The organism is Brevundimonas phoenicis, from assembly GCF_047237745.1.
In the GTDB taxonomy this organism is placed as follows: domain Bacteria; phylum Pseudomonadota; class Alphaproteobacteria; order Caulobacterales; family Caulobacteraceae; genus Brevundimonas.
Genome location: NZ_JBDFLN010000001.1, coordinates 1039953 through 1062323 on the forward strand (window position 1 = coordinate 1039953; position 22371 = coordinate 1062323).

22 protein-coding genes and 1 tRNA gene are annotated in these 22371 nt (G+C 68.9%); 12 read left to right on the plus strand and 11 right to left on the minus strand.

The features are described 5' to 3' along the window. Positions 1 to 38: 38 nt before the first annotated feature. From ABC419_RS05090 to fdxA, 4 genes are all read right to left on the minus strand, one after another. On the minus strand, positions 39 to 1646 hold the full coding sequence (locus ABC419_RS05090; protein WP_412876140.1) for a M56 family metallopeptidase: 1608 nt from the start codon (positions 1644 to 1646) through the stop codon (positions 39 to 41). Beyond that, on the minus strand, positions 1643 to 2023 hold the full coding sequence (locus ABC419_RS05095) for a BlaI/MecI/CopY family transcriptional regulator (protein WP_125900643.1): 381 nt from the start codon (positions 2021 to 2023) through the stop codon (positions 1643 to 1645). The genes ABC419_RS05090 and ABC419_RS05095 overlap by 4 nt, the downstream gene beginning before the upstream one ends. A 169-nt stretch (positions 2024 to 2192) precedes the next feature. After that, complete coding sequence (locus ABC419_RS05100) at positions 2193 to 2738, minus strand: CarD family transcriptional regulator (RefSeq protein ID WP_046652322.1); 546 nt, start codon at positions 2736 to 2738, stop codon at positions 2193 to 2195. A gap of 310 nt (positions 2739 to 3048) precedes the next feature. Beyond that, the gene (gene fdxA / locus ABC419_RS05105) at positions 3049 to 3390 is read right to left on the minus strand and encodes a ferredoxin FdxA (RefSeq protein WP_003166185.1); all 342 of its coding nucleotides are present in this window, start codon (positions 3388 to 3390) and stop codon (positions 3049 to 3051) included. 168 nt (positions 3391 to 3558) lie between these two features. Here fdxA and ABC419_RS05110 point away from each other — a divergent pair, with 168 nt between their 5' ends. Next, positions 3559 to 4197: a YceI family protein gene (locus ABC419_RS05110; RefSeq protein WP_412876139.1), complete on the plus strand. Its 639-nt coding sequence runs from the start codon at positions 3559 to 3561 to the stop codon at positions 4195 to 4197. Here ABC419_RS05110 and ABC419_RS05115 read toward each other — a convergent pair. Together ABC419_RS05115 and ABC419_RS05120 are read right to left on the minus strand one after the other, a co-directional pair. After that, positions 4194 to 4478 (minus strand): RNA-binding S4 domain-containing protein, encoded by a 285-nt coding sequence (locus tag ABC419_RS05115; protein ID WP_412876138.1) that lies wholly within the window; start codon positions 4476 to 4478, stop codon positions 4194 to 4196. The genes ABC419_RS05110 and ABC419_RS05115 overlap by 4 nt on opposite strands. Then, complete coding sequence (locus ABC419_RS05120; protein WP_412876137.1) at positions 4475 to 7009, minus strand: helicase-related protein; 2535 nt, start codon at positions 7007 to 7009, stop codon at positions 4475 to 4477. Before ABC419_RS05120 ends, ABC419_RS05115 begins: the two co-directional genes overlap by 4 nt. Before the next feature lie 285 nt (positions 7010 to 7294). Between ABC419_RS05120 and ABC419_RS05125 the strand changes: the two genes are divergently transcribed. After that, positions 7295 to 7371 (plus strand) — tRNA-Arg (locus tag ABC419_RS05125). Positions 7372 to 7487: 116 nt separating this feature from the next. On the opposite strand, the gene ABC419_RS05130 is transcribed toward ABC419_RS05125, so the two are convergent. Beyond that, positions 7488 to 7670 carry a hypothetical protein gene (locus ABC419_RS05130; protein ID WP_412876136.1) on the minus strand — a complete coding sequence of 61 codons (183 nt, stop codon included), beginning with the start codon at positions 7668 to 7670 and terminating at the stop codon, positions 7488 to 7490. 302 nt (positions 7671 to 7972) lie between these two features. Here ABC419_RS05130 and ABC419_RS05135 point away from each other — a divergent pair, with 302 nt between their 5' ends. The 4 genes from ABC419_RS05135 to ABC419_RS05150 are packed head-to-tail and all read left to right on the plus strand — an operon-like array spanning position 7973 to position 11648. Further along, positions 7973 to 10483: a heavy metal translocating P-type ATPase gene (locus ABC419_RS05135; protein ID WP_412876135.1), complete on the plus strand. Its 2511-nt coding sequence runs from the start codon at positions 7973 to 7975 to the stop codon at positions 10481 to 10483. Next, the gene (gene cueR / locus ABC419_RS05140; RefSeq protein ID WP_412877968.1) at positions 10483 to 10902 is read left to right on the plus strand and encodes a Cu(I)-responsive transcriptional regulator; all 420 of its coding nucleotides are present in this window, start codon (positions 10483 to 10485) and stop codon (positions 10900 to 10902) included. Before ABC419_RS05135 ends, cueR begins: the two co-directional genes overlap by 1 nt. 60 nt (positions 10903 to 10962) lie before the next feature. Further along, the gene (locus ABC419_RS05145; RefSeq protein WP_412876134.1) at positions 10963 to 11160 is read left to right on the plus strand and encodes a heavy-metal-associated domain-containing protein; all 198 of its coding nucleotides are present in this window, start codon (positions 10963 to 10965) and stop codon (positions 11158 to 11160) included. A 2-nt stretch (positions 11161 to 11162) separates the two neighbouring features. Further along, positions 11163 to 11648 carry a DUF411 domain-containing protein gene (locus ABC419_RS05150; protein ID WP_412876133.1) on the plus strand — a complete coding sequence of 162 codons (486 nt, stop codon included), beginning with the start codon at positions 11163 to 11165 and terminating at the stop codon, positions 11646 to 11648. Between the two features lie 104 nt (positions 11649 to 11752). On the opposite strand, the gene ABC419_RS05155 is transcribed toward ABC419_RS05150, so the two are convergent. After that, the gene (locus ABC419_RS05155; RefSeq protein WP_412877967.1) at positions 11753 to 12328 is read right to left on the minus strand and encodes an OmpA family protein; all 576 of its coding nucleotides are present in this window, start codon (positions 12326 to 12328) and stop codon (positions 11753 to 11755) included. 304 nt (positions 12329 to 12632) lie between these two features. Between ABC419_RS05155 and ABC419_RS05160 the strand changes: the two genes are divergently transcribed. Then, positions 12633 to 13508, plus strand: coding sequence for a hypothetical protein (locus ABC419_RS05160; protein WP_412876132.1), 876 nt, complete (start codon positions 12633 to 12635; stop codon positions 13506 to 13508). Here the strand turns inward: ABC419_RS05160 and ABC419_RS05165 are convergent. Then, positions 13505 to 14296: a prepilin peptidase gene (locus ABC419_RS05165; RefSeq protein WP_412876131.1), complete on the minus strand. Its 792-nt coding sequence runs from the start codon at positions 14294 to 14296 to the stop codon at positions 13505 to 13507. The two genes, ABC419_RS05160 and ABC419_RS05165, sit on opposite strands and share 4 nt — an antisense overlap. 161 nt (positions 14297 to 14457) lie before the next feature. Here ABC419_RS05165 and ABC419_RS05170 point away from each other — a divergent pair, with 161 nt between their 5' ends. The 4 genes from ABC419_RS05170 (at position 14458) to ABC419_RS05185 (ending at position 18254) form a co-directional block, all read left to right on the plus strand. Continuing rightward, positions 14458 to 14931 (plus strand): helix-turn-helix domain-containing protein, encoded by a 474-nt coding sequence (locus ABC419_RS05170; protein ID WP_200168180.1) that lies wholly within the window; start codon positions 14458 to 14460, stop codon positions 14929 to 14931. A gap of 82 nt (positions 14932 to 15013) precedes the next feature. Continuing rightward, complete coding sequence (locus ABC419_RS05175; protein WP_234287633.1) at positions 15014 to 15490, plus strand: hypothetical protein; 477 nt, start codon at positions 15014 to 15016, stop codon at positions 15488 to 15490. After that, a complete protein-coding gene (locus ABC419_RS05180; protein WP_234288793.1) occupies positions 15435 to 15761 on the plus strand; it encodes a hypothetical protein in 327 nt (108 codons plus the stop codon). Before ABC419_RS05175 ends, ABC419_RS05180 begins: the two co-directional genes overlap by 56 nt. Before the next feature lie 117 nt (positions 15762 to 15878). Further along, positions 15879 to 18254: a TonB-dependent receptor gene (locus tag ABC419_RS05185; protein ID WP_412876130.1), complete on the plus strand. Its 2376-nt coding sequence runs from the start codon at positions 15879 to 15881 to the stop codon at positions 18252 to 18254. Positions 18255 to 18346: 92 nt separating this feature from the next. On the opposite strand, the gene ABC419_RS05190 is transcribed toward ABC419_RS05185, so the two are convergent. After that, a complete protein-coding gene (locus ABC419_RS05190) occupies positions 18347 to 18718 on the minus strand; it encodes a DUF983 domain-containing protein (protein WP_313576699.1) in 372 nt (123 codons plus the stop codon). Between the two features lie 252 nt (positions 18719 to 18970). On the opposite strand from ABC419_RS05190, the gene ABC419_RS05195 reads away from it, so the two are divergent. After that, entirely contained in the window at positions 18971 to 21814 is a 2844-nt protein-coding gene (locus ABC419_RS05195; protein ID WP_412876129.1) for a tetratricopeptide repeat protein, read from the plus strand. Between the two features lie 253 nt (positions 21815 to 22067). Here ABC419_RS05195 and ABC419_RS05200 read toward each other — a convergent pair whose 3' ends face one another. Further along, entirely contained in the window at positions 22068 to 22346 is a 279-nt protein-coding gene (locus ABC419_RS05200) for an HU family DNA-binding protein (protein ID WP_200168177.1), read from the minus strand. Positions 22347 to 22371: the final 25 nt, after the last annotated feature.

Sequence of the window (22371 nt, forward strand, 5' to 3'; positions counted from 1 at the left end):
GCACCGAGGTCTGATCTTCGTCACGGTGATCGACGGGGTTACAGGCTGCGGGCCTGCTCGCGCATGCGTTGGGCCGAACGGACCATATCGTCGGCCTGTTGCGGCAGGGTGCGTGACAGTTCGATCAGCTGGGCGTGAGTGACCTCGTTCCCGCGGGCGCGGTTTTCGGCGATCACCTCGGCGCGACGGGCTGGATCGCGCAGACGCAGGGCGTTGGCGCGCATGGTCTCGGCGCCCTGATCCATGTCGTCGGCGCCGCGCAGCATGCTGGCGCGCGCATCGATCATGGCGACGCGGGCGTGTTCCCTGGCCGCGTCGGCGGCGACGCGGGCGCTTGCGGCGGCCGCCGCGGCGTCGCGAGTGACCCGTTCAATGGCGTCTCGGCTGCTGCGGGCGGCGGCTTCCGCTTCGCGACGACCGTCCTGGGCGTCACGCCGAGCGGCGTCAGCAGCCAGGCGGGCTTCGGCCCTGGCGGCCTCGATGTCGCGCCGCTCGCCGTCTTCCAGCATGTCCAGATGGATGGTGCGGCCGTTCTCGACGATGAGGCTGGACGTGGTCTGGACCGATTTCGCAGGCTGCGCCGGGCGTTCAGGGGCGGCGGGCGGAGCTGGCGGCGTAGGCGGGACCGGCGGGGCGGGCGGCGTCCAGGCGACGCTTTCGGCCGCCGCTTCGGCGGCGCGCGGGATCAGCTCAATGGCGGCCAGGGGCGTGGCCACAGCCAGCAGGGCGCCCACGGACAGGGCCAGGGTCAGCGGGCGGGACGGAGTCTTGCGAGGGGACGTCATGATGCGGCTTATCCTTTTGGTGAGAGAGGCGTGGGATCCGGCGATGCCCAGGGCGGCGCCGGTGGAAGAAAAGGGGGCGGTCGAGGCCAGGTCGACCAGGACGCGGGCGTAGAGACGGCGGTCCATGCCGGCGACGGCCAGGGCGTCGGCCGCCTCCTCCGTCCGGGCGGACAGGCTGTGGTGCAGCAGCCAGACCAGGGGGTTGAACCAGAACAAGGCCAGAGCCAGGCGCGACAGCAGGGCGAAGATCCAGTCGCCACGGCGAATATGGGCCAACTCGTGGGCGAGCACGGCTTCGGCGGCGGCGGCGCGCGAGACGCAGTCCTCGCCGATCAGGATGACGCCCGGCGGCAGGCCCCAGCTGAGCGGCGTCTTGACATGAGCGGAGGCGATCAGGCGCGTGCGGCCGTCGGCGTTCAGACGGCGCAGGGGCGTCGTCCAGGCCGGTGCGGATACCGTGCGGCCCTGGCTGGTCCAGCGGCGCAGGGTCCACAGACCGACGAGGAAACGGGCGCAGACCGCCAGAAGGCCTGCGGCGTAGGCGAGAGCGATCAGTAGGGCCCAGGGCGCGCCGGCCGGCAGCTGTCCGGCGACCGAGGCGTCCGCCATCGGCTGCAGGCTGACGGACCAGGAAGCCGCCGAGGCAGGCTCGACCGAGGGCGGCGGCGTCAGCCAGGCCAAGGGCAGGCTGGGCCCGACCCACAGGAAGACGGGCAAGGCGACCAACAGGCAGACGGCGATGCGCAGCACCAACGCCCGTTCCGCGGCCGGACGCCGGCTCAGGAAGGCGGACAGGGCCAATCCCGCAGCGGCGACGCCGCCAGACTTGACCAGAAGCTCCAGCAGCAGGGCCCCGGTCACGCCTTGCTCTCCCCAGAAGCGTTGTCGTCAGCATCGTCGATGGCGCGGCGCAGGGCGGCCGCCTGCTCTGGGCTCAACGTCTTGGCCATGCCCAACAGGGCGGTGGCGGCCGTTACGGCTGATCCGGCGAAGAAGGTGTCGACCATGCGCCGCAGAGCGCTGTCGGCCAGGGCGCCGGTCTCGGGCGCCGGGCGCCAGACAGAACCGGACGTGCGCTCGACGAGCTTCTTGGCTTCGAGCCGTTTCAGCAGGGTGCGGACGGCTGAGTCGCTGAGCGGGTCAGTCAGGGCGTCCCGGACGGCGGCGGTCGAAGCCTGGCCCAGACGGCACAGGGTCTCGAACACCTCTCGCTCTCTGCGGGGCAGGGTTTCGATCATGGCGCGCCCTTTTCTTTCGCTACATATGTAACGCTACAAGCGTAGCGAAATGCGGCTTAATTGGGGCGGATCATGTGAACTTTCGGAAAGGCGCAGCAGGGGGGGCGGGCAAAGAAAAAGGCCCGGCGTCGCCGCCGGGCCTTTCGCGTCGTTTGCGGATCGCCTGAGGTCAGGCGGCCTCGGCTTCAGCCTCGGCGGCCGGCGCGACCGGCTTCTTGGCGCTGAGCGACTTGCCCAGCAGGGCCATGGCGGCGTCCTTGTCGATCTTGTTGGCGGCGGCGACTTCGCGGGCCATGCGGTCCAGGGCCGATTCATAGAGCTGGCGCTCGGAATAGGACTGTTCCGGCTGGGTCTCGGCGCGGTGCAGGTCGCGGACCACTTCGGCGATCGAAATCAGGTCGCCCGAGTTGATCTTGGCTTCATACTCCTGGGCGCGGCGCGACCACATGGTGCGCTTGACGCGGGCGCGGCCCTTCAGGGTCGTCAGGGCCTTGGACACGGTGTCGTCGGCGGCCAGGGTGCGCAGGCCGGCGGTCTTGGCCTTCTTGGTCGGGACGCGCAGGGTCATCTTCTCGTGCTCGAAGGTCACGACATAGACTTCCAGCGCCATGCCGGCGACTTCCTGAGTCTCGATCGCGGCGACCTTGCCGACGCCGTGCGCGGGATAGACCACCGCATCGCCAACCTTGAATTCCAGACCGGTCTTGCTCGTCATGTCATTCCTTTCCCGAACCGTAGGGATGAGATCGTCGCCACGCTGATAGTGAAAAACCGCCCCTCCGCCGAGCGCTGGGCCCGGCGGTTGAGGCGGAGGATCGCACTGTCAGACGCGAAAACGGATCACCAAACCTCTGGCCGACCTCGTCTCTAGCGGCGAGGTTCTGTCGTAAATGCGGGCGGCGCGCAGAGTTGCGGAACCGCCCGTTTCGAATAGGGAGGAACCTATCATAAAATTAGGAAATCTCAAAACATCCACAGGGCGCGCGGCGATGACCGGCGCATTGTGACCGCATTGTGGCGAATTCTTAGGAGCCTTTGCCCGGCTTGGGGCTGAAGTACTTCTCGAACTTGCCGGTCTCGCGCTCATACTGTTCGCGATCCGCCGGGGGCACGCCCTTGACTGTGATGTTGGGCCAGACCTTGGCGTATTCGGCGTTGACCTGCAGCCACTTGCCGTCGGGCTCGTCCTCGGTGTCGGGGACGATGGCGTCGACGGGGCATTCCGGCTCGCACACGCCGCAGTCGATGCATTCGTCGGGCGCGATGACCAGGAAGTTCTCGCCCTCATAGAAGCAGTCCACCGGACACACCTCGACGCAGTCCATGAACTTACATTTCACGCAGGCGTCGGTGACGATGTAGGTCATGGCGTTCGGGCGGGCCTGTGGCAGCGAGGGAGGTCGAGGGCGGGCACATGGCCCCGACGGAACCAACTGTCAACCGAAGGCGCTGTTGCAAAGCTGTTCAGGCCCGATGTCGCCGGGCTTTGCTCTACATTCGTGACGCCCGATCATCGTCCATCAGGAGGCTCCACCATGCGTTTCATCACTCGCTCAGCCATCGGCCGTCTCGGCGCGGCGAGCCTGGCGCTCAGCCTGCTGGCCGGCGGCGCGGTCGTCGCCCAGTCCGCCCTGACCAAGGTTCCGTCCGAGGTCCAGGCCGGCGACTACAAGCTGGACCCGGAGCACGGCAAGATCACCTGGTCGGTCGATCACCTGGGCTTTTCGACCTATGTCGGCCAGTTCGTGAACGTCCAGGCCGAGCTGAAGCTGGACCCCGCCAACCCGTCCGCCAGCACCCTGACCGCGACCATTCCCCTGACGGACGTGGCGTCGAACTCGGACGGGCTGAACCGCCATCTGCAGACGGCGGACTTCTTCGACACCGCCAACCATCCGGTCGCGACCTTCCGCTCGACCCGGATCGTGGTTGACGCCGATGATCGCGACGAGGCGACGGTCCACGGCGAGCTGACCCTGCGCGGCGTGACCCGTCCGGTGGTCATGGAGGTGGAGTTCAATCAGGCCGGGCCGACGCGCGGCGGCTACAAGGCCGGCTTCGACGGCGAGGCGACCATCAAGCGTTCGGACTTCGGCATCACCTTCGGCCTGCCCGCCCTGGGCGACGAGGTGAAGCTGCACATCGAAGGCGAGTTCGTGAAGGCGGCGGGCTAGGTCGGCGCGTCCAGCGGCTCATAGAGGGCGCGGGCTTCCTCGGGCGGGCCGCGCCTTTCGCCCATCTGCACCACGCGCACGGCGATAAGGCGCCCGCCTTGGGCGAACAGCACCTCGTCGCCGGGGTGGACGCTGCGGCTGGGCTTGTCGAGCCGGGACTGGGCGCCGTTGTGCGTCAGACGGATCGCGCCCTTCTCGACCATGACGGCGGCCAGGCTGCGCGTCTTGGCGAAGCGCGCGCGCCACAGCCAGACGTCGATGCGGCAACTCTCGAGGCTCATTCGGCGTTCTGGCCCGCCCCCTGGGACGCGGCGCGTCGCGGGCGACGCCGGGATCTGCGCGCCGCCTTGGGTTTGGCGGAGGAGGCGGGACGGGGCGGCTGCGTCAACTGCGCCAGGGCGGCGAAGGGCGAATCCTTGGGCGGCGGCGCCGACTTGCCGGGATGCGGCGCCCGTTCGGCGCGCGGCATGCGCAGGGCGGCCTGGATGGCCCTGGCCTGATCCGCCGTCCAGCCGAGGCTGTTCAGGGCTTCATCCGACAGCGGCGTTTTGCCTGCCGCCCGTTGAGCCTCGGCGAAGGTCTCCAGCGTCTCGACCGGCGCGGTCCAGCGCCCGACCGCGCGTCGCCCGAAGGCGGACAGGGCGCGCGCCGACGGCGGCGGTTCGGGCAGAACCGACAGGCCTTCGCTCACGAGGCCGTTGATCGCCTCGCGCGGCAGGAAGGCCTGCGCCAGGGCCGCGCCGCGCGGTTTCATCACGCCGGGCAGCCACACCGAATGGACGCCGACCCGGATGGCGAAGGTCTTCAGCGTGCGCCGCTCATGCTGGCTCAGGGCTGCCAGATCGCGCTCGACCTCGCGTCGGGGGATCAGGCCGCCCGCCTCGATCAGCCGGAAGGCCAGACCGCGCGGCAGGCCGGTCAGGGCGCCGCTCTCGATCGCATGGCGCAGCCGCTTCAGCGGCTTCAGCGCCCGCCCGGCCTCGGCCGCCAGCCAGGCCTCCATGCGCCGCTCGGCCCGCTCGCGCGCCGGGATCGGCCCCAGTTCGCCCAGCAGCCGCACGCGGGGCGAGAACGGGTCTTCATTGACGATCCGCCCGGTCAGGGCGCCGTTCCACAGCACCCCGCCGTCGGGCGTGACGGAAAAGGCCGCATCCTCGTCCGCCGCCAGCCGCCCCAGCCGCCGGGCCACCTCCGGCCCCACGGCCCGCGTCGCCGCCTGCCGCAGCGCACGGTCGGCCAGGGCCGAACCGCCCGCATCGACGGTGAAGCACACCCCGTCCAGATGGCCGACCACCTCGCCCTCGACCGTCACCTCGCCGTCCTCGGCCACGCCCGCCAGCACGTCGCAGCGCACGTTCAGCGCCCGCATCAGCGCCGCCGTGCGCCGGTCGACGAAACGCGCCGTCAGCCGCTCGTGCAGCACGTCGCTGAGCCGTTCCTCCAGCGCCTTGGTCCGGTCGCGCCACTCCTGGGCGCCCGCCATCCAGTCGGGCCGGTTGGCGATGTAGCTGAGCGTCCGCACCCCCGACAGCCGCGCCGACAGCTGGTCGATTTGCCCGTCGTCGCGATCCAGATCATTGAAGCGCGGCGCCACCCAGTCCTCGGTCAGCCGCCCGCGACGGCTGGTCAGGGCGGTGAAGATTTCCTTCGACAGACGGGCGTGTTCGTCCAGCGTCGTCTTCTGGAAGTCGGGCAACTGGCACGCCTCCCACAGCCGCATCAGAGCGCCGCGCGAACGGGCGATCTTCCTGACGTCTTCATCGACCGCAAAGCGCCGCAGCAGCGTCTCGTCCAGCGCCTGCGCCGTCAGCCGCAACCCATGCCGGTCCGGCGTCACGGTCAGCGACCGCAACAGATCGGGCAGCGTGTCGAAATCCAGTCGTCCGCTGCGCCACTCGGCCGCCTCGACCGGGTCGAAGCGATGCTCGACCACCTGTTCGACCAGATCCTCGTCCAGCTCTTCGGCCTCGCCGGTGACGCCGAACGTGCCGTCGCGCAGGTGCCGCCCCGCCCGCCCGGCGATCTGGCCGATCTCGGCGGCGTGCAGCCAGCGCGTGCGCCGCCCGTCGAACTTCCTCAGACCCGCAAAGGCCACATGGTCCACGTCCATGTTCAGCCCCATGCCGATGGCGTCGGTGGCGACCAGGAAGTCCACCTCGCCCGACTGGAACAGCTCGACCTGGGCGTTGCGGGTGCGGGGCGAAAGCGAGCCCATGACCACGGCCGCCCCGCCTCTCTGGCGACGAAGCAGTTCGGCGATGGCGTAGACCTGCTCGGTCGAGAAGGCGACCACGGCGCTGCGCCGAGGCAGGCGGGTCAGCTTCTTCGATCCGGCGTAGCTCAGCGTCGACAGCCGGTCGCGGGTGACGATCTCCGCATCCGGAACCAGCGACCGCATCAGCGGCGCCATCGTCCCGGCGCCCAGGAACATGGTCTCGAACCGGCCGCGCGCGTGCAGCAGTCTTTGCGTAAAGACGTGGCCGCGCTCGGGGTCGGCGACCAGCTGGATCTCGTCCACCGCCAGAAAGTCGACCGACCGCTCCAGCGGCATGGCCTCGACGGTACAGACGAAATAGGCCGGGCGCGGCGGGACGATCTTCTCTTCGCCGGTGATCAGGGCGACCGAGGCCGCCCCGCGCCGCTTGACGATCCGCTCATAGATCTCGCGCGCCAAGAGGCGCAGCGGCAGGCCGATCATGCCCGAGGCGTGACCCAGCATGCGCTCGACTGCCAGATGGGTCTTGCCGGTGTTGGTGGGGCCCAGGATCGCCGTGACGCGCGAAGGGGCCATGCCTGCAGAACGGTCGCTCATGACCGGCCCAAGGTGGCGAACCTCGTCGGGTTTCACAAGCGACGCGGCGGTTTGGGGGAGGGCGAAGAAGGAATGGTAAGCGGAACCTTGCCGCCCCCTGGAACACGGGCGAAACGAATCATGACCGAATCGGCGACGTCCGCCGATTCAGGCTTTGTTCCATACTAGGGATTGTAGCTTAACGGCTCTTAACCACAAGGCGGAACCATCGCCGCCGCCTCATCCCGCGCCCGTGGCGCGCAGGGGCTTCCCTGACGCCGCAACCTCCTTTAGGCAGACGCGCGTGGCCCCGTAGCTCAGCTGCATAGAGCAAGGCTTTCCTAAAGCCGAGGTCGGAGGTTGGAGTCCTCCCGGGGTCGCCATCGCTTTGGGTCGCAAACACCTTAGGGTTCGCGACCAGACGCGGCCAACTTCCTGGCGGATGCTTCGGGTGCTCACGGAATCGGGTCGTCATCTTTCATGCGAGTCGGCGCCGGTTTTAGTTCAGGGCGCGGCATTTGCAGTTGGCGTCGTTTACCGATGGGCTGTCGATCATGCTGGTGATGTATTTTCTGCCGTCGGTGAGGATGAACGAAAACGAGTTCTCGTTGTTCTGAAACATCTCGGTCTGGTCGTTGCTGTAGGCGACGATCCTCCATCCGGCGTCCAGGAGTTCGGTCATCGACTGGGGTACGGGTGTCCATTCGGTGGCGCGCTCATGAAGATCGGCGCGAGGTCTTTAGCGTGATTGGGCTTCTGCGATCGTGGGCGTGATTGCCGGCAACGCGAGAAGCAGGCCGAGTTTTCTCATTAATTTCGTCCTTGAGGATCAATCAGACCGACCCTTGTTGACTAATTGAGCGCCGTAAAGATCTTGGCGGCCTTCGTTTCCAGTGCCGCAAAGAGCATGGAGCAGAGGTGTTGACCTTCCCTTGATGGGAAGGTTTACAGGTGTCGTCGTCAAAGGTTTACGAGGACGACGTCATGGCCGCCGAAGGCTTGAGAACACTGGATCTGCCTGTCCTGGGCATGACCTGCGCCAGCTGCGTAGGGCGCGTCGAAAAGGCCATCCGCGCCGTGCCGGGCGTGACGGAGGCCCAGGTCAATCTGGCCGCCGAGCGCGCTCACGTCGCCTTGTCGAGCGAGGGTTCCGCCGCCGCCGTCGCGGCCGCCATCAAGAGCGCGGGCTATGAGCCGATGGAGGAGGAGGTCGTCTATCCCGTGCGGGAGATGACCTGCGCCTCCTGCGTCGGCCGCGTCGAAAAGGCGCTGGCCGCCGTGCCGGGCGTGCTGTCGGCCAGCGTCAATCTGGCGACCGAGCGGGCGACGGTGCGCTTCCTGTCGGGGGCGACGACGTTCCAGGATCTGGCCGCAGCCGTCGAACAGGCCGGCTATGTGCTGGAGGCGCCCGAGGACGCGGGGCCGGACGCCAGCGATCGCGAACAGGCCGCCCGCGACGCCGAGATCAAGAAGCTGGGCCGCGCGGTGCTGATCGCGGGCGCGGCGACCCTGCCGCTGTTCGTGCTGGAGATGGGCTCGCACTTCGTGCCGGGGATGCATCACTGGGTCAGTGAGACGATCGGCGCCTTCAACTGGAAGGTGATCAGCTTCGTGCTGGCGACCTTCGTGCTGTTCGTGCCGGGGATCATCTTTTATCGCAAGGGCGTGCCCGCCCTGCTGCGCTGGGCGCCGGACATGAACTCGCTCGTCGTGCTGGGCGCGACGGCGGCGTGGGCCTTCTCGACCGTGGCGACCTTTGCGCCGCAGTGGCTGCCTGCGGGCACGGCCAACATCTATTTCGAGGCGGCGGCGGTGATCGTCACCCTGATCCTGGTCGGGCGCTGGATCGAGGCGCGGGCTAAGGGCCGCACCGGCCAAGCCATTCGCCGCCTGATGTCGCTTCAGGCCAAGACCGCGCGCGTGGTGCGCGATGGCGTCGAGCAGGACGTGGCCGTCGATGCGGTCAAGGTCGGCGACGTGGTCGTGGTGCGCCCCGGCGAGCGGGTGCCGGTCGATGGCGTGGTCACGGACGGCGCCTCCTTCGTCGATGAATCCATGCTGACGGGCGAACCGATCCCGGTCGAGAAGACCGCCGGGGCTGACGTCACGGGCGGTACGCTGAACACCACGGGCGCCTTCCGCTTCGAGGCGCGTCAGGTCGGCTCGCAGACCGTGCTGGCCCAGATCGTCAAGATGGTTGAGGCCGCGCAAGGGGCCAAGCTGCCGATCCAGGCGCTGGTGGACAAGGTGACGGGCTGGTTCGTGCCGGCCGTCATGGCCATCGCGGCCCTGACCTTTGTGGTGTGGTTCGTATTCGGACCCGATCCCGCGATGGGGATGGCGCTGGTCGCGACCGTGTCCGTGCTGATCATCGCCTGTCCGTGCGCCATGGGTCTGGCGACGCCGACCTCCATCATGGTGGGCGTAGGGCGTGCCGCCGAACTGGGCGTGCTGTTCAGAAAGGGCGAGGCGCTTCAGGCCCTGCAGGGCGTGGACGTGGTCGCCTTCGACAAGACCGGCACCCTGACCGAGGGCAAGCCGACCCTGACCGATCTGGTCACGGCCGAGGGCTTTGACGAGGCGACGGTGCTGGCCCAGGTGGCGGCGCTGGAGATCCGCTCCGAGCATCCGGTGGCCCGCGCCCTGGTCGCGGCGGCCGAGGCGCGCGGCGTGACGGTGGTCGATCCGCAGGACTTCGCCTCCATCCCCGGCAAGGGGGTGACGGGTCTGGTCGACGGGGCGCGCGTCGCCGTCGGCGCCGACCGCTACATGGCTGAGCTGGGCTGCGACGTGGCCGTGTTCGCCGAGGCGGCGGCCCGTCTGGGCGACGAGGGCAAGACGCCGCTCTACGCCGCCGTGGACGGTCGACTGGCCGCCATCATCGCCGTGGCCGATCCGGTCAAGGCGACGACGGCCGAGGCCATCGCCGCCCTGCACGAGCTGGGGCTGAAGGTGGCGGTCATCAGCGGCGACAACCGCCGCACCGCCGCCGCCGTCGCGCGTCGCCTGGGCATCGACGAAGTCCACGCCGAGGTCATGCCGGACGGCAAGGTGGCGGTGATCGAAGCTATGAAAGAAAAGGCTGGGAAGGCGGGCGGGCGCAAGGTCGCCTTCGTCGGCGACGGGGTGAACGACGCCCCGGCCCTGGCGGCGGCGGACGTGGGTCTGGCGGTCGGCGGCGGCTCGGACGTGGCGATCGAGAGCGCGGACGTGGTCCTGACCGGCGGCGACCTGCGCGGCGCGGTCAGCGCCATCGGCCTGTCGCGGGCGACCATGGGCAACATCCGCCAGAACCTGGCCTGGGCCTTCGGCTACAATGTCCTGCTGATCCCGGTGGCGGCGGGGGTGCTCTATCCGGTCTTCGGCCTGATGTTGTCGCCCATGCTGGCGGCGGGGGCCATGGCCCTGTCCAGCGTCAGCGTGGTGCTGAACGCCCTGCGCCTGCGGGCTTTCAAACCCCATATCGGTTCGAACAGCGTCAATGGAGCGGCATGATGAACATCGGCAAGGCTGCACAGGCCAGCGGCGTCACCCCCAAGATGATCCGCTATTATGAGGCGCAGGGGCTGATCCGCCCGGCGGACCGGACCGAAGGCAACTATCGCGACTTTTCCGAGCGCGATCTGAACGACCTGCGCTTCATCCGCCGGGCGCGGGGGCTGGGCTTCTCGATCGAGGAGATCAGCCGCCTGCTGTCGCTATGGCGCGACGGCGCTCGGCCCAGCCGCGAGGTCAAGGCCATGGCTGAGAAGCATCTGGTCGACCTGGACGCGCGCATCCTCGAGATGCGCGAAATGGCCGACACCCTGCGCCATCTGGCCAATTGCTGCGCCGGGGACGAAAGGCCGGACTGCCCGATCCTGTCCGACCTGGCGGGCGATCCGTCGCAGGGCGTGGCCGATGCGTCCGCTTGACCTTCCTATGATGGCAAGGGGTCCAATGAACCGTCGCGTATCAAGAAAAGGAGCATCGTCATGATCTCGCTCAACATCCCGAAAATCCGCTGCGGCGGTTGCGTCGCTTCGGTCGAGAAGGCCGTCCTGTCCGTCGATCCGGCGGCCAAGCTCACGGCTGACGTCCCGGCGCGCCGGGTCGAGGTCGAGACGACGGCGTCCCCTCAATCCCTGGCCGACGCCCTGGCGGCGGCCGGCTATCCCGTTCAGGAGAACTGAAGATGAAGATGCCTGTTAAGCTGGCGGCGATCGCTGTCGGGGCGCTGGCTGTCGGCGGCGGCGTGGTCCTGGCCGAGGGCTTCGCCCGGCCCGCCGAGGCCGCCGAGATGACCGTCTACAAGAGCGATTCCTGCGGCTGCTGCGGCGGTTGGGTCGATCACATCCGGCGCTCGGGCATAGAGGTGAATGTGATCGCGACCGACGATCTGGCGCCGGTCAAGCAGCGGCTGGGCGTCCCGCAGTCGCTGTGGAGCTGCCATACGGCTGTGATCGACGGCAAGGTGATCGAGGGCCACGTCCCGGCGGCGGGCGTGAAGGCCTTCCTGAAAAAGCCCGGTCAGGCGCGCGGCATCGGCGTGGGCGGCATGCCGACCGGCTCGCCGGGCATGGAGGCGCCCGGCTATGCGCCCGAACGCTATGACGTCATGAGCTTCGGTGCGGGCGCGCCGGCGCGCTTCATGACTTTCGTGGGCGCTGATCCGGCCTGATCCGGCCCCGGATAGGCTGCAAAGACGACGGCGGCGCCCCTTGCGGGACGCCGCCGTTTCTCGTTCCGGCCGGGGCATGAGGCCGGAGCGAAAGCCTTCAGCCGTTAGGCCAGAACCATGATGGCGACGCGGCGGTTTTGCGCGCGGCCGTCACGGGTGTTGTTCGGCGCGACCGGCTTGGAGGCGCCGTAGGAGATGGTCGCCATGCGGTTCAGGGCGATGCCCTGATCGCTCAGGAAGCGACGCACCGCTTCGGCGCGTTCCTGGCCCAGACGCTCGTTGATCTGGTCATTGCCGGTCGAGTCGGTGTGGCCCTGGATTTCCAGATAGACGTTGGCGTTCTCGGCGCGCAGGCGCTGAACCAGTTCGGCCAGGCGCTGCTCGGCTTCCGGCGACAGCTCGGTGTGGTTGACCGGGAACTTCACCGAGTTGTCCGACAGCACGACCTCGTACAGGAACTTGCCCTGCGCCAGTTTGTGCGCGGCGTTGGCGCGGGCCAGGGCTTCGCCCGCCGTGCCTTCAACCTGGGTGACGTGAGCGTCGACGCCGTCGACGCGCTCATTCACGACCTGCACGTTGTCGCGGACGAACCGGTGGCTGGCGCAGCCGCTGACGGCGATGCCGAGAACGGCGACGGCGCCGATGACAGCGGTCCTAGATGCCAATTTGATCAAATTCAGTCTCCTTCGTGCCCGGCCCAACTCCGGGGGATGTTACGCGCCGCACCGGTGTCGGTTGCAAAACGGCGGAGCAAAGACGCGCGAAGAAGTGAAAAGGTTCAGCTTGACTGTAAAAAAATTTCAACAATCGACGTTTTGCTGTTTTGAGTCGATTTATGGTCTGGCTTGTTGGCGCCATTTTCCTGACGTGCTGGGATGGTCATTGTCGAATATCAAAGGGCGAGGAGAATCTATTGATAGCTTTGGTGTTTGGGGGCGACCAAAACTACAAGTCCCATGACGGCAAGGCTTGGGGAGTTTCGGGGTGAAGCCGGGGCCTCGTCGCCATCGGAACAAGGCCGGCCCGATCCTGGGCAGCTTGATCGCGCACGGTTTGATCCTGGCGCTGATCATTGCTGCGCCGGTTGAACGACCGCCGGAGGCTCCGGTTCCGCCGGTGATCGAGGTGATGCTGGTCGAACCGCCGCCCCCACCGCCGCCGCCGCCTTCGGAACCTGCGCCGGGCGACGCGCCTGCAGGCGGCTCGGAGCCTGCGCCGGCGCCCAAGCCGGAACCGGCGCCCGCCGCGCCTGCGCCCGTTCCCGCCCAAACGCCCGAGAAGGCGCGGCGCACCGCGCCGACGCCGCCGACCCCGCGGCCCAGCCGTCCGACGCTGCGCCCGGCGACGGTCGAGCCTCTGCCCATCTCCGCGCCGGAGCCCAGCGTCTCCTTCGTCCTTCTGGGCGAGGGGGCCCTGAGCGGCGCCCTGACCGCAGGACAGGGCTCAGGCGGGGGCGGCGGCGCAGGGGCGGGCGTCGGCGGCGGCAGCGGCGGCGGGTCCGGTTCGGGCGTGGGCGGCGGCTCGGGCCAGGGCTGCGACATGGTCAAGCGCATCCAGGACGCCCTGCGCAACGACGCGCGCATCAACGCCGCCATCGGCCAGGCCTATCGCACTTCAGGCGCTTCGGGCCGCGCCATCTTGATGTGGAACGGCGACTGGCTGCAAAGCCCCGGCGAAGAGGGCAAGGGCCTGGCCGGGGTGCGTCAGGCCATCGCCGTGACGGTCGGCTTCTCGTCGCGCGCCTGCAAGGCCGAGACGGTCAACGGCTATGTGCTGCTGACGCTCAGCGACCAGCCGGGCGCGCCGCGCGTGGCGCTGGGCGGCGGGCGCTGGCGCTGGTCGGACCTGCTGTCGCTCTAGGCGCCGAAGGCCAGGCCCAAGGGACCGTAGAGCCAGGTCAGCCAGGCCCCGACGGCCAGGAAGACGCCGAACGGCAGGCGGTCGGTGGAGGCCACGGGACGGCGCAGCACGAGCTTGGCCGCCACCAGGCTGAGGCCGGTCAGCGACGCCCACAGCAGCACGCTGGGCAGGCCCATCCACCCGACCCAGGCGCCGATCGCGCCCAGCAGGAACGGGTCGCCCCCGCCCAGACCGTCGCGCCCGCGCAGGCGCTTGTAGAGGAAGGCCAGCAGCCACAACCCGCCGAAACCGGCCGCCGCCCCGATCAGGGGCGTCTTCAGCGGCCCGATCAGCGACCACTTCATTCCGCTCTGGATGTTCGCCGGGTCCAGGGCCACGGCGGCGAACAGGCCGCTGAGGAACAGCGGCAGGGTCAGGGCGTCAGGCAGCCAGAAATGCTCGGCGTCGATCACGGCGATCAGCAGAAGCTGCCAGCCCAGAACGGCCCCGGCCAGGGCCCAGGCCGGATCGGGAAAGCACAGGGCCGCCCAGACGCCGACGGCGCCGGACGCCAGCTCGATCAGGGGATAGCGCAGGGGAATGACGGCGCCGCAGTCGCTGCACTTGCCGCGCGACAACGCCCAACTGACCACCGGGATCATCCGCCAAGGCTTGAGCGGGCGCCCGCAACCGCCGCACCGCGAGCGGCTGACCACGATGTCCTCGCCGCGCGGCAGGCGCAGGCTGACCAGGCTCAGGAAACTGCCGACGATCAGCCCCAGCCCGCCCATCAGTAGCGCCAGCATCATGTTTTCGTCCCATGGTCTGTTTTCGGAAGGAGTGTGGCGCGGGGAGCGCAGAATGGCGCCATCATTTGCCTTGCTCGCCTTGGTTGTGACTCTCTATCGAGAGAAGAGAGCGGCTAGACTGGACGGACGCCGTTCTGAACGGATAGTCGGATTCTGTGCCCATGAACGCGAAGATCGACAAGCTGACGCCGCGCGAACGGGAAATCCTCCTGCTCGTGTCGCATCGCCTTGGCGACAAGGAGATCGCGCAGCAACTCGGTCTGTCGCCACGCACCGTTCAGAACCATCTGCATCGCGCCTATGAAAAGCTGGGCGTTTCCGACCGTCTCCAGGCCGCGCGCGTGTTGAGTAATTCCTACTCAGGGGGATCATTCCCCCTGTCGCCGTCCCCCGTCGTATCGGCAGAAGGGGGCGTCCTCGCAGGGTCTTCGGAAGATGTCGAGGGCGGGAGAACGCCGTGGCCGACACCTTTCTATCGGTCGTATGCGAGCCTCAGAACCTGGCGCCGGCCGCGCAAGATCGGCGGCTCCGTCTTGTGGCTGATCGTGGGCTGGGCTTTCGCCTGGATCCTGATCGCCGTGGTTGCGGCCACTCTGATGCGTCCCGTCCTGGAGATGATCCACGCTCTGCGCTGACGCTCTTTGCTGGTGGAGAAGCGCATGACTGACGGGAAATAACGGCTTGGCGCTTGGATAGGCTGGTCAGCCGGAGGCTTTGATGGACTTGGTTCAATTGGCTTTGCTGTTCCTCGGTTTCGTGGGGCTGGGCCTTTTGTTGTGGCGTGGCGGTCCTGGCGATCGCGCGGCTGCCGCCGTCATGCTGATGACCCTGGCCGCTTCCTATGTCGTCGAGGATTTGACGTGGAACGGGCTCTATCTCGGCCTGATGATCGTCGATGGCCTGGCTTTCGTGGCGCTGTGGCTGATTGCCGAGCGCGCGGGTCGCTGGTGGATCGTCCTGGCGTCCGCGTTCCAGCTTGTCGGCGTCCTGGCCTACTGCGCTCCGCTCCTGTCGTCGGAGCCTCTGGCATGGGCGCTTTTCACGCTGATTTGGGGCCTGTGGTTCCTGATCGTGCTCACATTCTTCTTTGGCGTCTGGGAGGTCGAGGCCGACCGGCGCTTCGCCCTGGGGGGGCGAGATGGCTCAACAATGGACGATGGAGGCCGCGCGCGCGCTGCTCCGTCAATGGAATGACAATCGGCTGGAGGTCTCGGTCCGCGAGGGGGGGCTGACAGCCGAACTGGGGGCGCTTGAGGTCTGGTTGCTGGAACAGCGACCGGAGACCTTGGCTGAGGCCGAGCGCCTGCTGGATTTGATCACATCGCATCAAAGCGGCGGCGGGCGCGGGTTGGAGCAACTGTGTCGCATCGGCGGCGGCGTGCGCAACGACGTGGCCCCGCATCGCAGCCGGGTGGAGCATAGCTTCGCGCCGCGCGCTTCGGGACCGCTGGCCGGGCGGGCCTGAAAGTCATCGTTTGATGATCGTCGGTCGGGGTTCCGCCCCGCCGACGGGGCTGTTACATCCGCTGACAGTCCGCGACGAAGCCTTGCGCCGTCGCTCCGCAAAGCGGTTTTTCCTCCCATGATTTCTGCTGTTCGCGCCGCGTCCCTCGCGTCCGCCTCCTTGTCTGTGCTCGCTTTCGCCGCGCCCGTCATGGCCGAGACGGCCATTGACGAAGGACCGACCCAGGTGTCCGAGATCGTGGTCACGGCCGAGCGGCGCGAGGCGCCGCTGGCGGCCACGCCCCTGTCGCTGACGGTGGCCGGCCAGCCCCTGCTGGACGGCGTCGGCGTGCGCGACATCAAGGATCTGCAGATCCTGGCGCCGGGGCTGATCGTGGCCTCGACCTCGAACCAGACCTTCACCACCGCCCGCATCCGCGGCGTCGGCACGGTGGGCGACAATCCGGGCGTGGAGAGCTCGGTCGGCGTCATGATCGACGGAGTCTATCGTCCCCGCAACGGCGCGGCCCTGGGCGATCTGGGCGAGGTCGAGCGCATCGAGGTGCTGAAAGGCCCGCAGGCGACCCTGTTCGGCAAGAACACTTCGGCGGGCGTCATCAACGTCGTCACCGCCGCGCCGTCGTTCGATACGCGCATGGCGGGCGAGGCGACCTTCGGCGACTATGGAATGTATGGCGGCTCGGTCTCCCTGACCGGCCCGATCGTGGACGAGGTTCTGGCCGGGCGGTTGTATGTCGCCGCGCGTCGCCGCGACGGCCTCTATGACGTGAATACCGGGGAGGGGCCGCGCACCTCGACCGACGATCAGACCGAGAATTACGACACCGTGCGCGGTCAGTTGCTGTGGCGCGCCACGCCGAACCTGACCGCCCGCCTGACCGCCGACTGGACCGAGCGGAACGAACGCTGCTGCGTCGGCGTGCAACTGGTGACCGGCGCGACGGCGCCTCTGCTGGCGACCTTCGCGCCCGACGGCGGCGTGGCGGCGACGCCGAAGCCGTGGGATCGCGTGGCCTATTCCAACCGCGACACCAACACTCGCATCCGCGACAAGGGCCTGGTCCTGCACCTGAGCGCCGATCTGGGCTGGGCGAGGCTGGACAGCACCTCGGCGGTGCGCGACTGGCGCGGCGTCATCAGCCAGGACTGGGACTTCACCTCGGCCGATCTGGCCTATCGCCCGGACGACGGCAGCTGGTCGAACCGCTTCCGCACCCTGACGCAGGAGTTCCGTCTGTCGGGTCAGCGCGGAAAGCTGGACTGGTCGGCGGGCGCCTTCTTCGCCGATGAGAAGCTGACCCGTCGCGACAGCCTGTTCTACGGCGCCGATTACGAAGGCTACGTCAGCCGCCTGCTGTCGCGCTCGGCGTCGACCCCGCTGGGCGACCCGGCCTTCGTGTCGAGCATCACGGGGCTTCCAGTCGGCGCGAGCTTCGTCGAGGGCGAGGGGCAGCTGGACCGCTATTGGCAGACGGCCCGCAGCGCCGCCCTGTTCGGCCAGGTCTCCTACGCCGTGACCGACCGCCTGACCCTGACCGGGGGCCTGCGCCGCACCCATGAGACCAAGGAGATGACGGCCGCCTATCACAACACCGACGGCGGCCGGGCCTGCGCGGCGGCGCTGGCCAACGGCGTCAGCAACGCTATCCTGTGCCTGCCGTGGTCGAACCCGGCCTTCAACGGCCTGAGCCAGTCCGAGACCGTCAAGGACGAGGCCTGGACCGGCATGGCCCGCGCCGAGTTCAAGGCGACCGAGGGCGTGCGCTTCTACGCCTCCTGGTCGCGAGGCCGCAAGAACGGCGGCTTCAACCTGGACCGCGGGCAGACCAATCTGGTCCCCGACGCCTCGCGCGCCTTCCCGGCCGAGAGTGCCGACGCCTTCGAGGCGGGGATCAAGAGCGTGATGCTGGACCGGCGCCTGCTGGTCTCGGCCGCCGCCTTCCGCCAGACCTATGACGATTTCCAGCTGAACACCTTCCTGGGCACGACCTTCCTGGTCCGCTCCATCCCCGAGGTGCGGGCCAAGGGCGTCGAGGCGGACTTCATGTTCCTGCCGTTCGAGGGTCTGTCGCTGCAGGGCGGCCTGACCTACGCCCAGACGGAATACGGCGACGACGCCGTGCCGGGCCTGCCGCTGCTGGCGGGCAGGCGGATGAATTTCGCGCCCTTGTGGAGCGGGTCGCTGGCCGGCACCTATGAGCGGCCGGTGGCGGCGGGGTTGACGGGCCGCGTCACCCTGGCGGCCAAATATTCGTCGGAATACAACACCGGCTCGGACCTGGACCCGGCCAAGAGCCAGCCGGGCTTCTGGCTGGTCGACGGCCGCGTCGCGCTGGCGCGCGACGACGCCTGGAGCGTCGAGCTGTGGGGCCGCAACCTGTTCGATCAGGACTATCGCCAGGTGGCCTTCGGCGCGCCGTTCCAGACGGGGACGCTGGGCGCCTTCCTGGGGGCGCCGCGCACGGTGGGCGTGACCCTCCGGGTGGTGCGATAGACGTCTTTATTTCAGGGAGAGAGCAGGCTGGCGATCCCTCCTTCTCCCGGAGGGGGAGAAGGAGGGAAGGGGAAGAAAGAGCGACGAGAACGTCAGTCCTTGTCGCGGGCGGCGGCCTTGGCGGCGCGTTCAGCCTGACCGCGCCAGCCGTAGCCTTCGCCGTGCTTGCCGACGCTGACGAAGGTGGCTTCCTCGGCCTTGTGGAAATACTGCTCGGCCACCATCCAGCCCTTGAAGGGCCGCAGCACCCACAGGCACATGGCCGCCAGGATCGGGAAGGTCACGACGAAGTGGACCCAGATCGGCGGGTGCACGGTGAACTCGAAGATCATGAAGGCGATCATGCCGACAACGCCGACCGCGCACATGACGAAGAAGGCCGGGCCGTCCGCCGGATCGGCGAAGCTGTAATCCAGGCCGCATTCCGGGCAGGATTCGCGCAGGCTGAGATAACCCTTGAACACCGGGCCCTCGCCGCAGCGGGGGCAGCGGGCGCGCAGGCCGGTCTTGAGCGGGCTCAACGGGGGATAGACAGGGTCGGACACGAGGCTGTTCCTGAAAAGAACGATGGCTGATGGTTTCGGCCTTCGGGCGCCCCGACGCAAGCGGGTGTTTTGTCCTATCCACGTGGGAAGGTTGGCGGGCAGGGCTTTGTTTTCCGCGATTTAAGCCCCGTTAACCGCGATTAAAGCCCTTCGCGCGAGCATGCGCGCGATATGTCCGGGGCCACCGCCAAGAAGCGCGTTCTGCAGACGACCGTGGCGGCCGCCGCGGCGGGCGTCGTCGTCTTCGCGCCCCTGGCGCCGGCGCCCTCGCTGGCCCAGGGACAGTCTCAGGCGGGCGCGCCGGTCGAGATCCGCATCGGCGCCAACGCCGGCTTCACCAAGATCGAGTTCGCCGGGGTCGTGGGATCGCGCGCGCGGGTGCGCCAGGACGGCCGCACCGTCGTCGTCCGCATCGGCACGACCGCCGCCCCCGACGTCAGCCGTCTGCGCGTCGATCCGCCCAAGGGGCTGGAGAAGATCGAGACCCGCGCGGCTCAGGGGGCGACCGAACTGATCCTCACCCTGGCCGAAGGCGCGGGCGCGACCAGCGGGACCGCCGACGGCGCCGTCTGGCTGAACCTGTATGCGCCGGGCGCGCGGGCGGACGGCTCGCGACCCTCGCCCGTGCCGATCGGCGGGGCGGTGCCGGTGGCGGCCGAGGTCAAGGGCCAGCAGACGGTGATGCGCTTCGCCTGGAACGGTCCGGTCGGCGCCGCCGTCTTCCGACGCGGCGAGGCGGTCTGGGCCGTCTTCGACCACGCCGCCCGCATGGAGATGAAGGGCGAGGGGCTGAACGGCGCCCGCTGGGCCGCCGGACCCGACTTCACCGCCGTGCGCATTCCGATCGAGCCGGGCCAGGCCGTGGCCGCCCGCGCCGAAGGCTCGACCTGGGTCGTGACCATCGGCGGAACCGCGCCCTCGCCCAGCGGCGTGGACATCGCGCGTGACGACGCGGTCAAGGCGTCGCTGACCGCGCGCATGGCCGGGGCGACCCGCACCGTCTGGCTGACCGATCCGATGATCGGCGACCGCTTCGCCGCCGTCACCGCCCTGGCCCCCGGCAAGGGGCTGAAGACCGCACGCCGCACGGTGGACGCGGGCTTCCTGCCCACCGCCCACGGCCTGGCGATCGAGACGCCGACCGATGATCTGAGCGTCACCGCCGACGGCGACCTGGTGACGGTGACGCGCCCGCGCGGTCTGACCCTGTCCTCGCCCACGGCGGGGTTGGAGGCGGCCGAAGAGGGAGGGGACGCCCCGCGCGCGGCGTCACGGCCGTCCCTGATCCTAGCCGACTGGTCCGCCGATGCGGGCGAGGGCGGCTTCACCGCCCGCCATCGCGCCCTTCAGGACGCCGCCGAGCGTGAGAGCGGCCGCGCCGTCGAAGATCCGCGCGCCCCGATTGAGGCGCGGCTGGCCTATGCCCGCTTCCTGGTCGGGCACGGTCTGGGGTTCGAGGCGGTCGGCGTGCTGAACGCCCTGATCAAGCAGACGCCCGCCATGCAGGGGGTGGCCGAGGTGCGCGGTCTGCGCGGCGCCGCCCGCGCCTCCATCGGCCGCTTCGCCGAGGCCGAGGCCGACTTCTCGTCCGGCGCCCTGGCCGGGGATCCCTCGACCAAGGTCTGGCAGGGCTATATCGCAGCCCAGCAGGGCGACTGGGCCAACGCCCGGCGGCTGTTCGCGGCCGGGGCGGGCGTGGTCGACGGCTTCGCCCCCGAATGGCGCGCGCGCTTCGGCGCCGCCCACGCCATGGCGGCGGTCGAGACCGGCGACGCCGACGCCGCGCGCGAACTGCTGGCCTATGTCTTCAGCCAACCGAACGTCTCGGCCCCGGACCAACTGACCGCCCGCCTGGTGCAGGCGCGGCTGTTCGAACTGGATCAGAACCCCGAGCGCGCCCTGGCCGTCTACAAGGCGGTGGCGCGTGCGCCGCTGGACGGCATCGCCACGCCCGCGCGTCTGGGCGTCATCAAACTGGAGATGGCCAAGGGGACGCTGAAGGCCGACGCGGCCGCCGCCCAGCTGGAGGCGCTGAAATGGCGCTGGCGCGGGGATGCGACCGAGCTGGCGGTGATCCGCACCCTGGGCGAGCTGTACCTGTCGCAGGGCCGCTATCGCGAGGCGCTGACCACGCTGAAGACGGCGGGGCCGAAGATCGTCACCCTGCCGGGCGGCGACCGGCTTCAGGCCGATCTGGACAACGCCTTCCGCGCCCTGTTCCTGGAAGGGGCGGCCGACGGATTGCAGCCGGTGCAGGCCCTGGCCCTGTTCTTCGACTTCCGCGAGCTGACGCCCGTCGGCGCCGACGGCGACGAGATGGTGCGGCGTCTGGCGCGGCGCCTGATCGACGTCGACCTGCTGGATCAGGCGGCGGAGCTGTTGAAATATCAGGCCGAGAACCGACTGGACGGGGTGGCCAAGGCGCAGGTGTCGACCAATCTGGCCGCCGTCTATCTGATGAACCGCCAGCCGGAAGAGGCGCTGAAGGCCCTGTGGTCGTCGCGCACGACCCTGCTGCCGACGGCGATGAACCTTGAGCGCCGCGCGCTGGAGGCCCGCGCCCTGATGGAGCTGGGCCGTTATGAGCATGCGCTGGAGGTGCTGGGCAAGGACGCCTCGCCCGCCGCGCGCGACGTGCGCGCCGACATCCTGTGGAAGCAGCAGCAGTGGGGGGCGGCCGCCGCCCTCTATGAACAGCGCCTCGGCGACCGCTGGAAGGAGACGGCCGTGCCGCTCAGCGAGGTCGAGGAGACGCGCCTGATCCGTGCAGGCGCGGGCTATTCCCTGGCGCAGGACGCCGGCGCCCTGAGCCGCCTGTCGAAGAACTACGCCCGTTTCGCCGAAGGGGCGCGCTCGCCCGGCGCGATCCGGGTGGCGCTGGCGGGGCTGGATGGAGCCGACGGTTCGGGCCGCCCGCAGGACTTCGCCGCCCTCAGCGCCGGGGCCGACGCCTACGCCGGCTGGATCGCCCAGACCAAGGCCGAGTTCCGGGCGAAGAGCGGGGCGGGACAGTAGTCGCTCCACCTTTGCGGTTATCGAACTGCCCCAAATCCCGCTCATCCCGGCGGACGCCGGGATCCAGTGCTTTGGCTTCAAGCCTCTTCGCAAAAAGAGAGGAAATCACCAGTTCGGCGCTCTTACTGGATCCCGGCGTCCGCCGGGATGAGCGGAGAGGGAATGTCTGCGCCTAATAAAAAACCCCCCTCCCGACGGGAGAGGGGTCTTTTGCGTCTATCCCCGCGAGGGGGATCGAACGCGCCTGTAAGGCTTAGCCGTTGACGGCGTCCTTCAGAGGCTTCGACACGCGGAAGCGCACGGCCTTCGAGGCCGGGATCTTGATCGTCGCGCCCGTGGCCGGGTTGCGGCCTTCGCGCTCGGCGCGCTCGGCCGTGTCGAACACGCCCAGGTTCGAGATGCGAACGTCGTCGCCGCCCTTCAGGGCCTTGTGGATGTTCTCGACAATGGCGGTCAGCACCTTGCCGGCGTCAGCTTGCGACACGCCCGCGTCTTTGGCGACGGCGGCGATCAGTTCAGCTTGAGTGGTCATGAGGGTATTTTCCCGATGGTGGTCG

Excerpts from the sequence above, each read along its gene's own strand:
- ABC419_RS05095 (WP_125900643.1), bottom strand. The coding sequence starts at position 2,023 with ATGATCGAAACCCTGCCCCGCAGAGAGCGAGAGGTGTTCGAGACCCTG.
- ABC419_RS05100 (WP_046652322.1), bottom strand. The coding sequence starts at position 2,738 with ATGACGAGCAAGACCGGTCTGGAATTCAAGGTTGGCGATGCGGTGGTC.
- fdxA (WP_003166185.1), bottom strand. The coding sequence starts at position 3,390 with ATGACCTACATCGTCACCGACGCCTGCGTGAAATGTAAGTTCATGGAC.
- ABC419_RS05110 (WP_412876139.1), top strand. The coding sequence starts at position 3,559 with ATGCGTTTCATCACTCGCTCAGCCATCGGCCGTCTCGGCGCGGCGAGC.
- ABC419_RS05115 (WP_412876138.1), bottom strand. The coding sequence starts at position 4,478 with ATGAGCCTCGAGAGTTGCCGCATCGACGTCTGGCTGTGGCGCGCGCGC.
- ABC419_RS05120 (WP_412876137.1), bottom strand. The coding sequence starts at position 7,009 with ATGAGCGACCGTTCTGCAGGCATGGCCCCTTCGCGCGTCACGGCGATC.
- ABC419_RS05130 (WP_412876136.1), bottom strand. The coding sequence starts at position 7,670 with ATGACCGAACTCCTGGACGCCGGATGGAGGATCGTCGCCTACAGCAAC.
- ABC419_RS05135 (WP_412876135.1), top strand. The coding sequence starts at position 7,973 with ATGGCCGCCGAAGGCTTGAGAACACTGGATCTGCCTGTCCTGGGCATG.
- cueR (WP_412877968.1), top strand. The coding sequence starts at position 10,483 with ATGAACATCGGCAAGGCTGCACAGGCCAGCGGCGTCACCCCCAAGATG.
- ABC419_RS05145 (WP_412876134.1), top strand. The coding sequence starts at position 10,963 with ATGATCTCGCTCAACATCCCGAAAATCCGCTGCGGCGGTTGCGTCGCT.
- ABC419_RS05150 (WP_412876133.1), top strand. The coding sequence starts at position 11,163 with ATGAAGATGCCTGTTAAGCTGGCGGCGATCGCTGTCGGGGCGCTGGCT.
- ABC419_RS05165 (WP_412876131.1), bottom strand. The coding sequence starts at position 14,296 with ATGATGCTGGCGCTACTGATGGGCGGGCTGGGGCTGATCGTCGGCAGT.
- ABC419_RS05170 (WP_200168180.1), top strand. The coding sequence starts at position 14,458 with ATGAACGCGAAGATCGACAAGCTGACGCCGCGCGAACGGGAAATCCTC.
- ABC419_RS05175 (WP_234287633.1), top strand. The coding sequence starts at position 15,014 with ATGGACTTGGTTCAATTGGCTTTGCTGTTCCTCGGTTTCGTGGGGCTG.
- ABC419_RS05180 (WP_234288793.1), top strand. The coding sequence starts at position 15,435 with ATGGCTCAACAATGGACGATGGAGGCCGCGCGCGCGCTGCTCCGTCAA.
- ABC419_RS05185 (WP_412876130.1), top strand. The coding sequence starts at position 15,879 with ATGATTTCTGCTGTTCGCGCCGCGTCCCTCGCGTCCGCCTCCTTGTCT.
- ABC419_RS05195 (WP_412876129.1), top strand. The coding sequence starts at position 18,971 with ATGTCCGGGGCCACCGCCAAGAAGCGCGTTCTGCAGACGACCGTGGCG.
- ABC419_RS05200 (WP_200168177.1), bottom strand. The coding sequence starts at position 22,346 with ATGACCACTCAAGCTGAACTGATCGCCGCCGTCGCCAAAGACGCGGGC.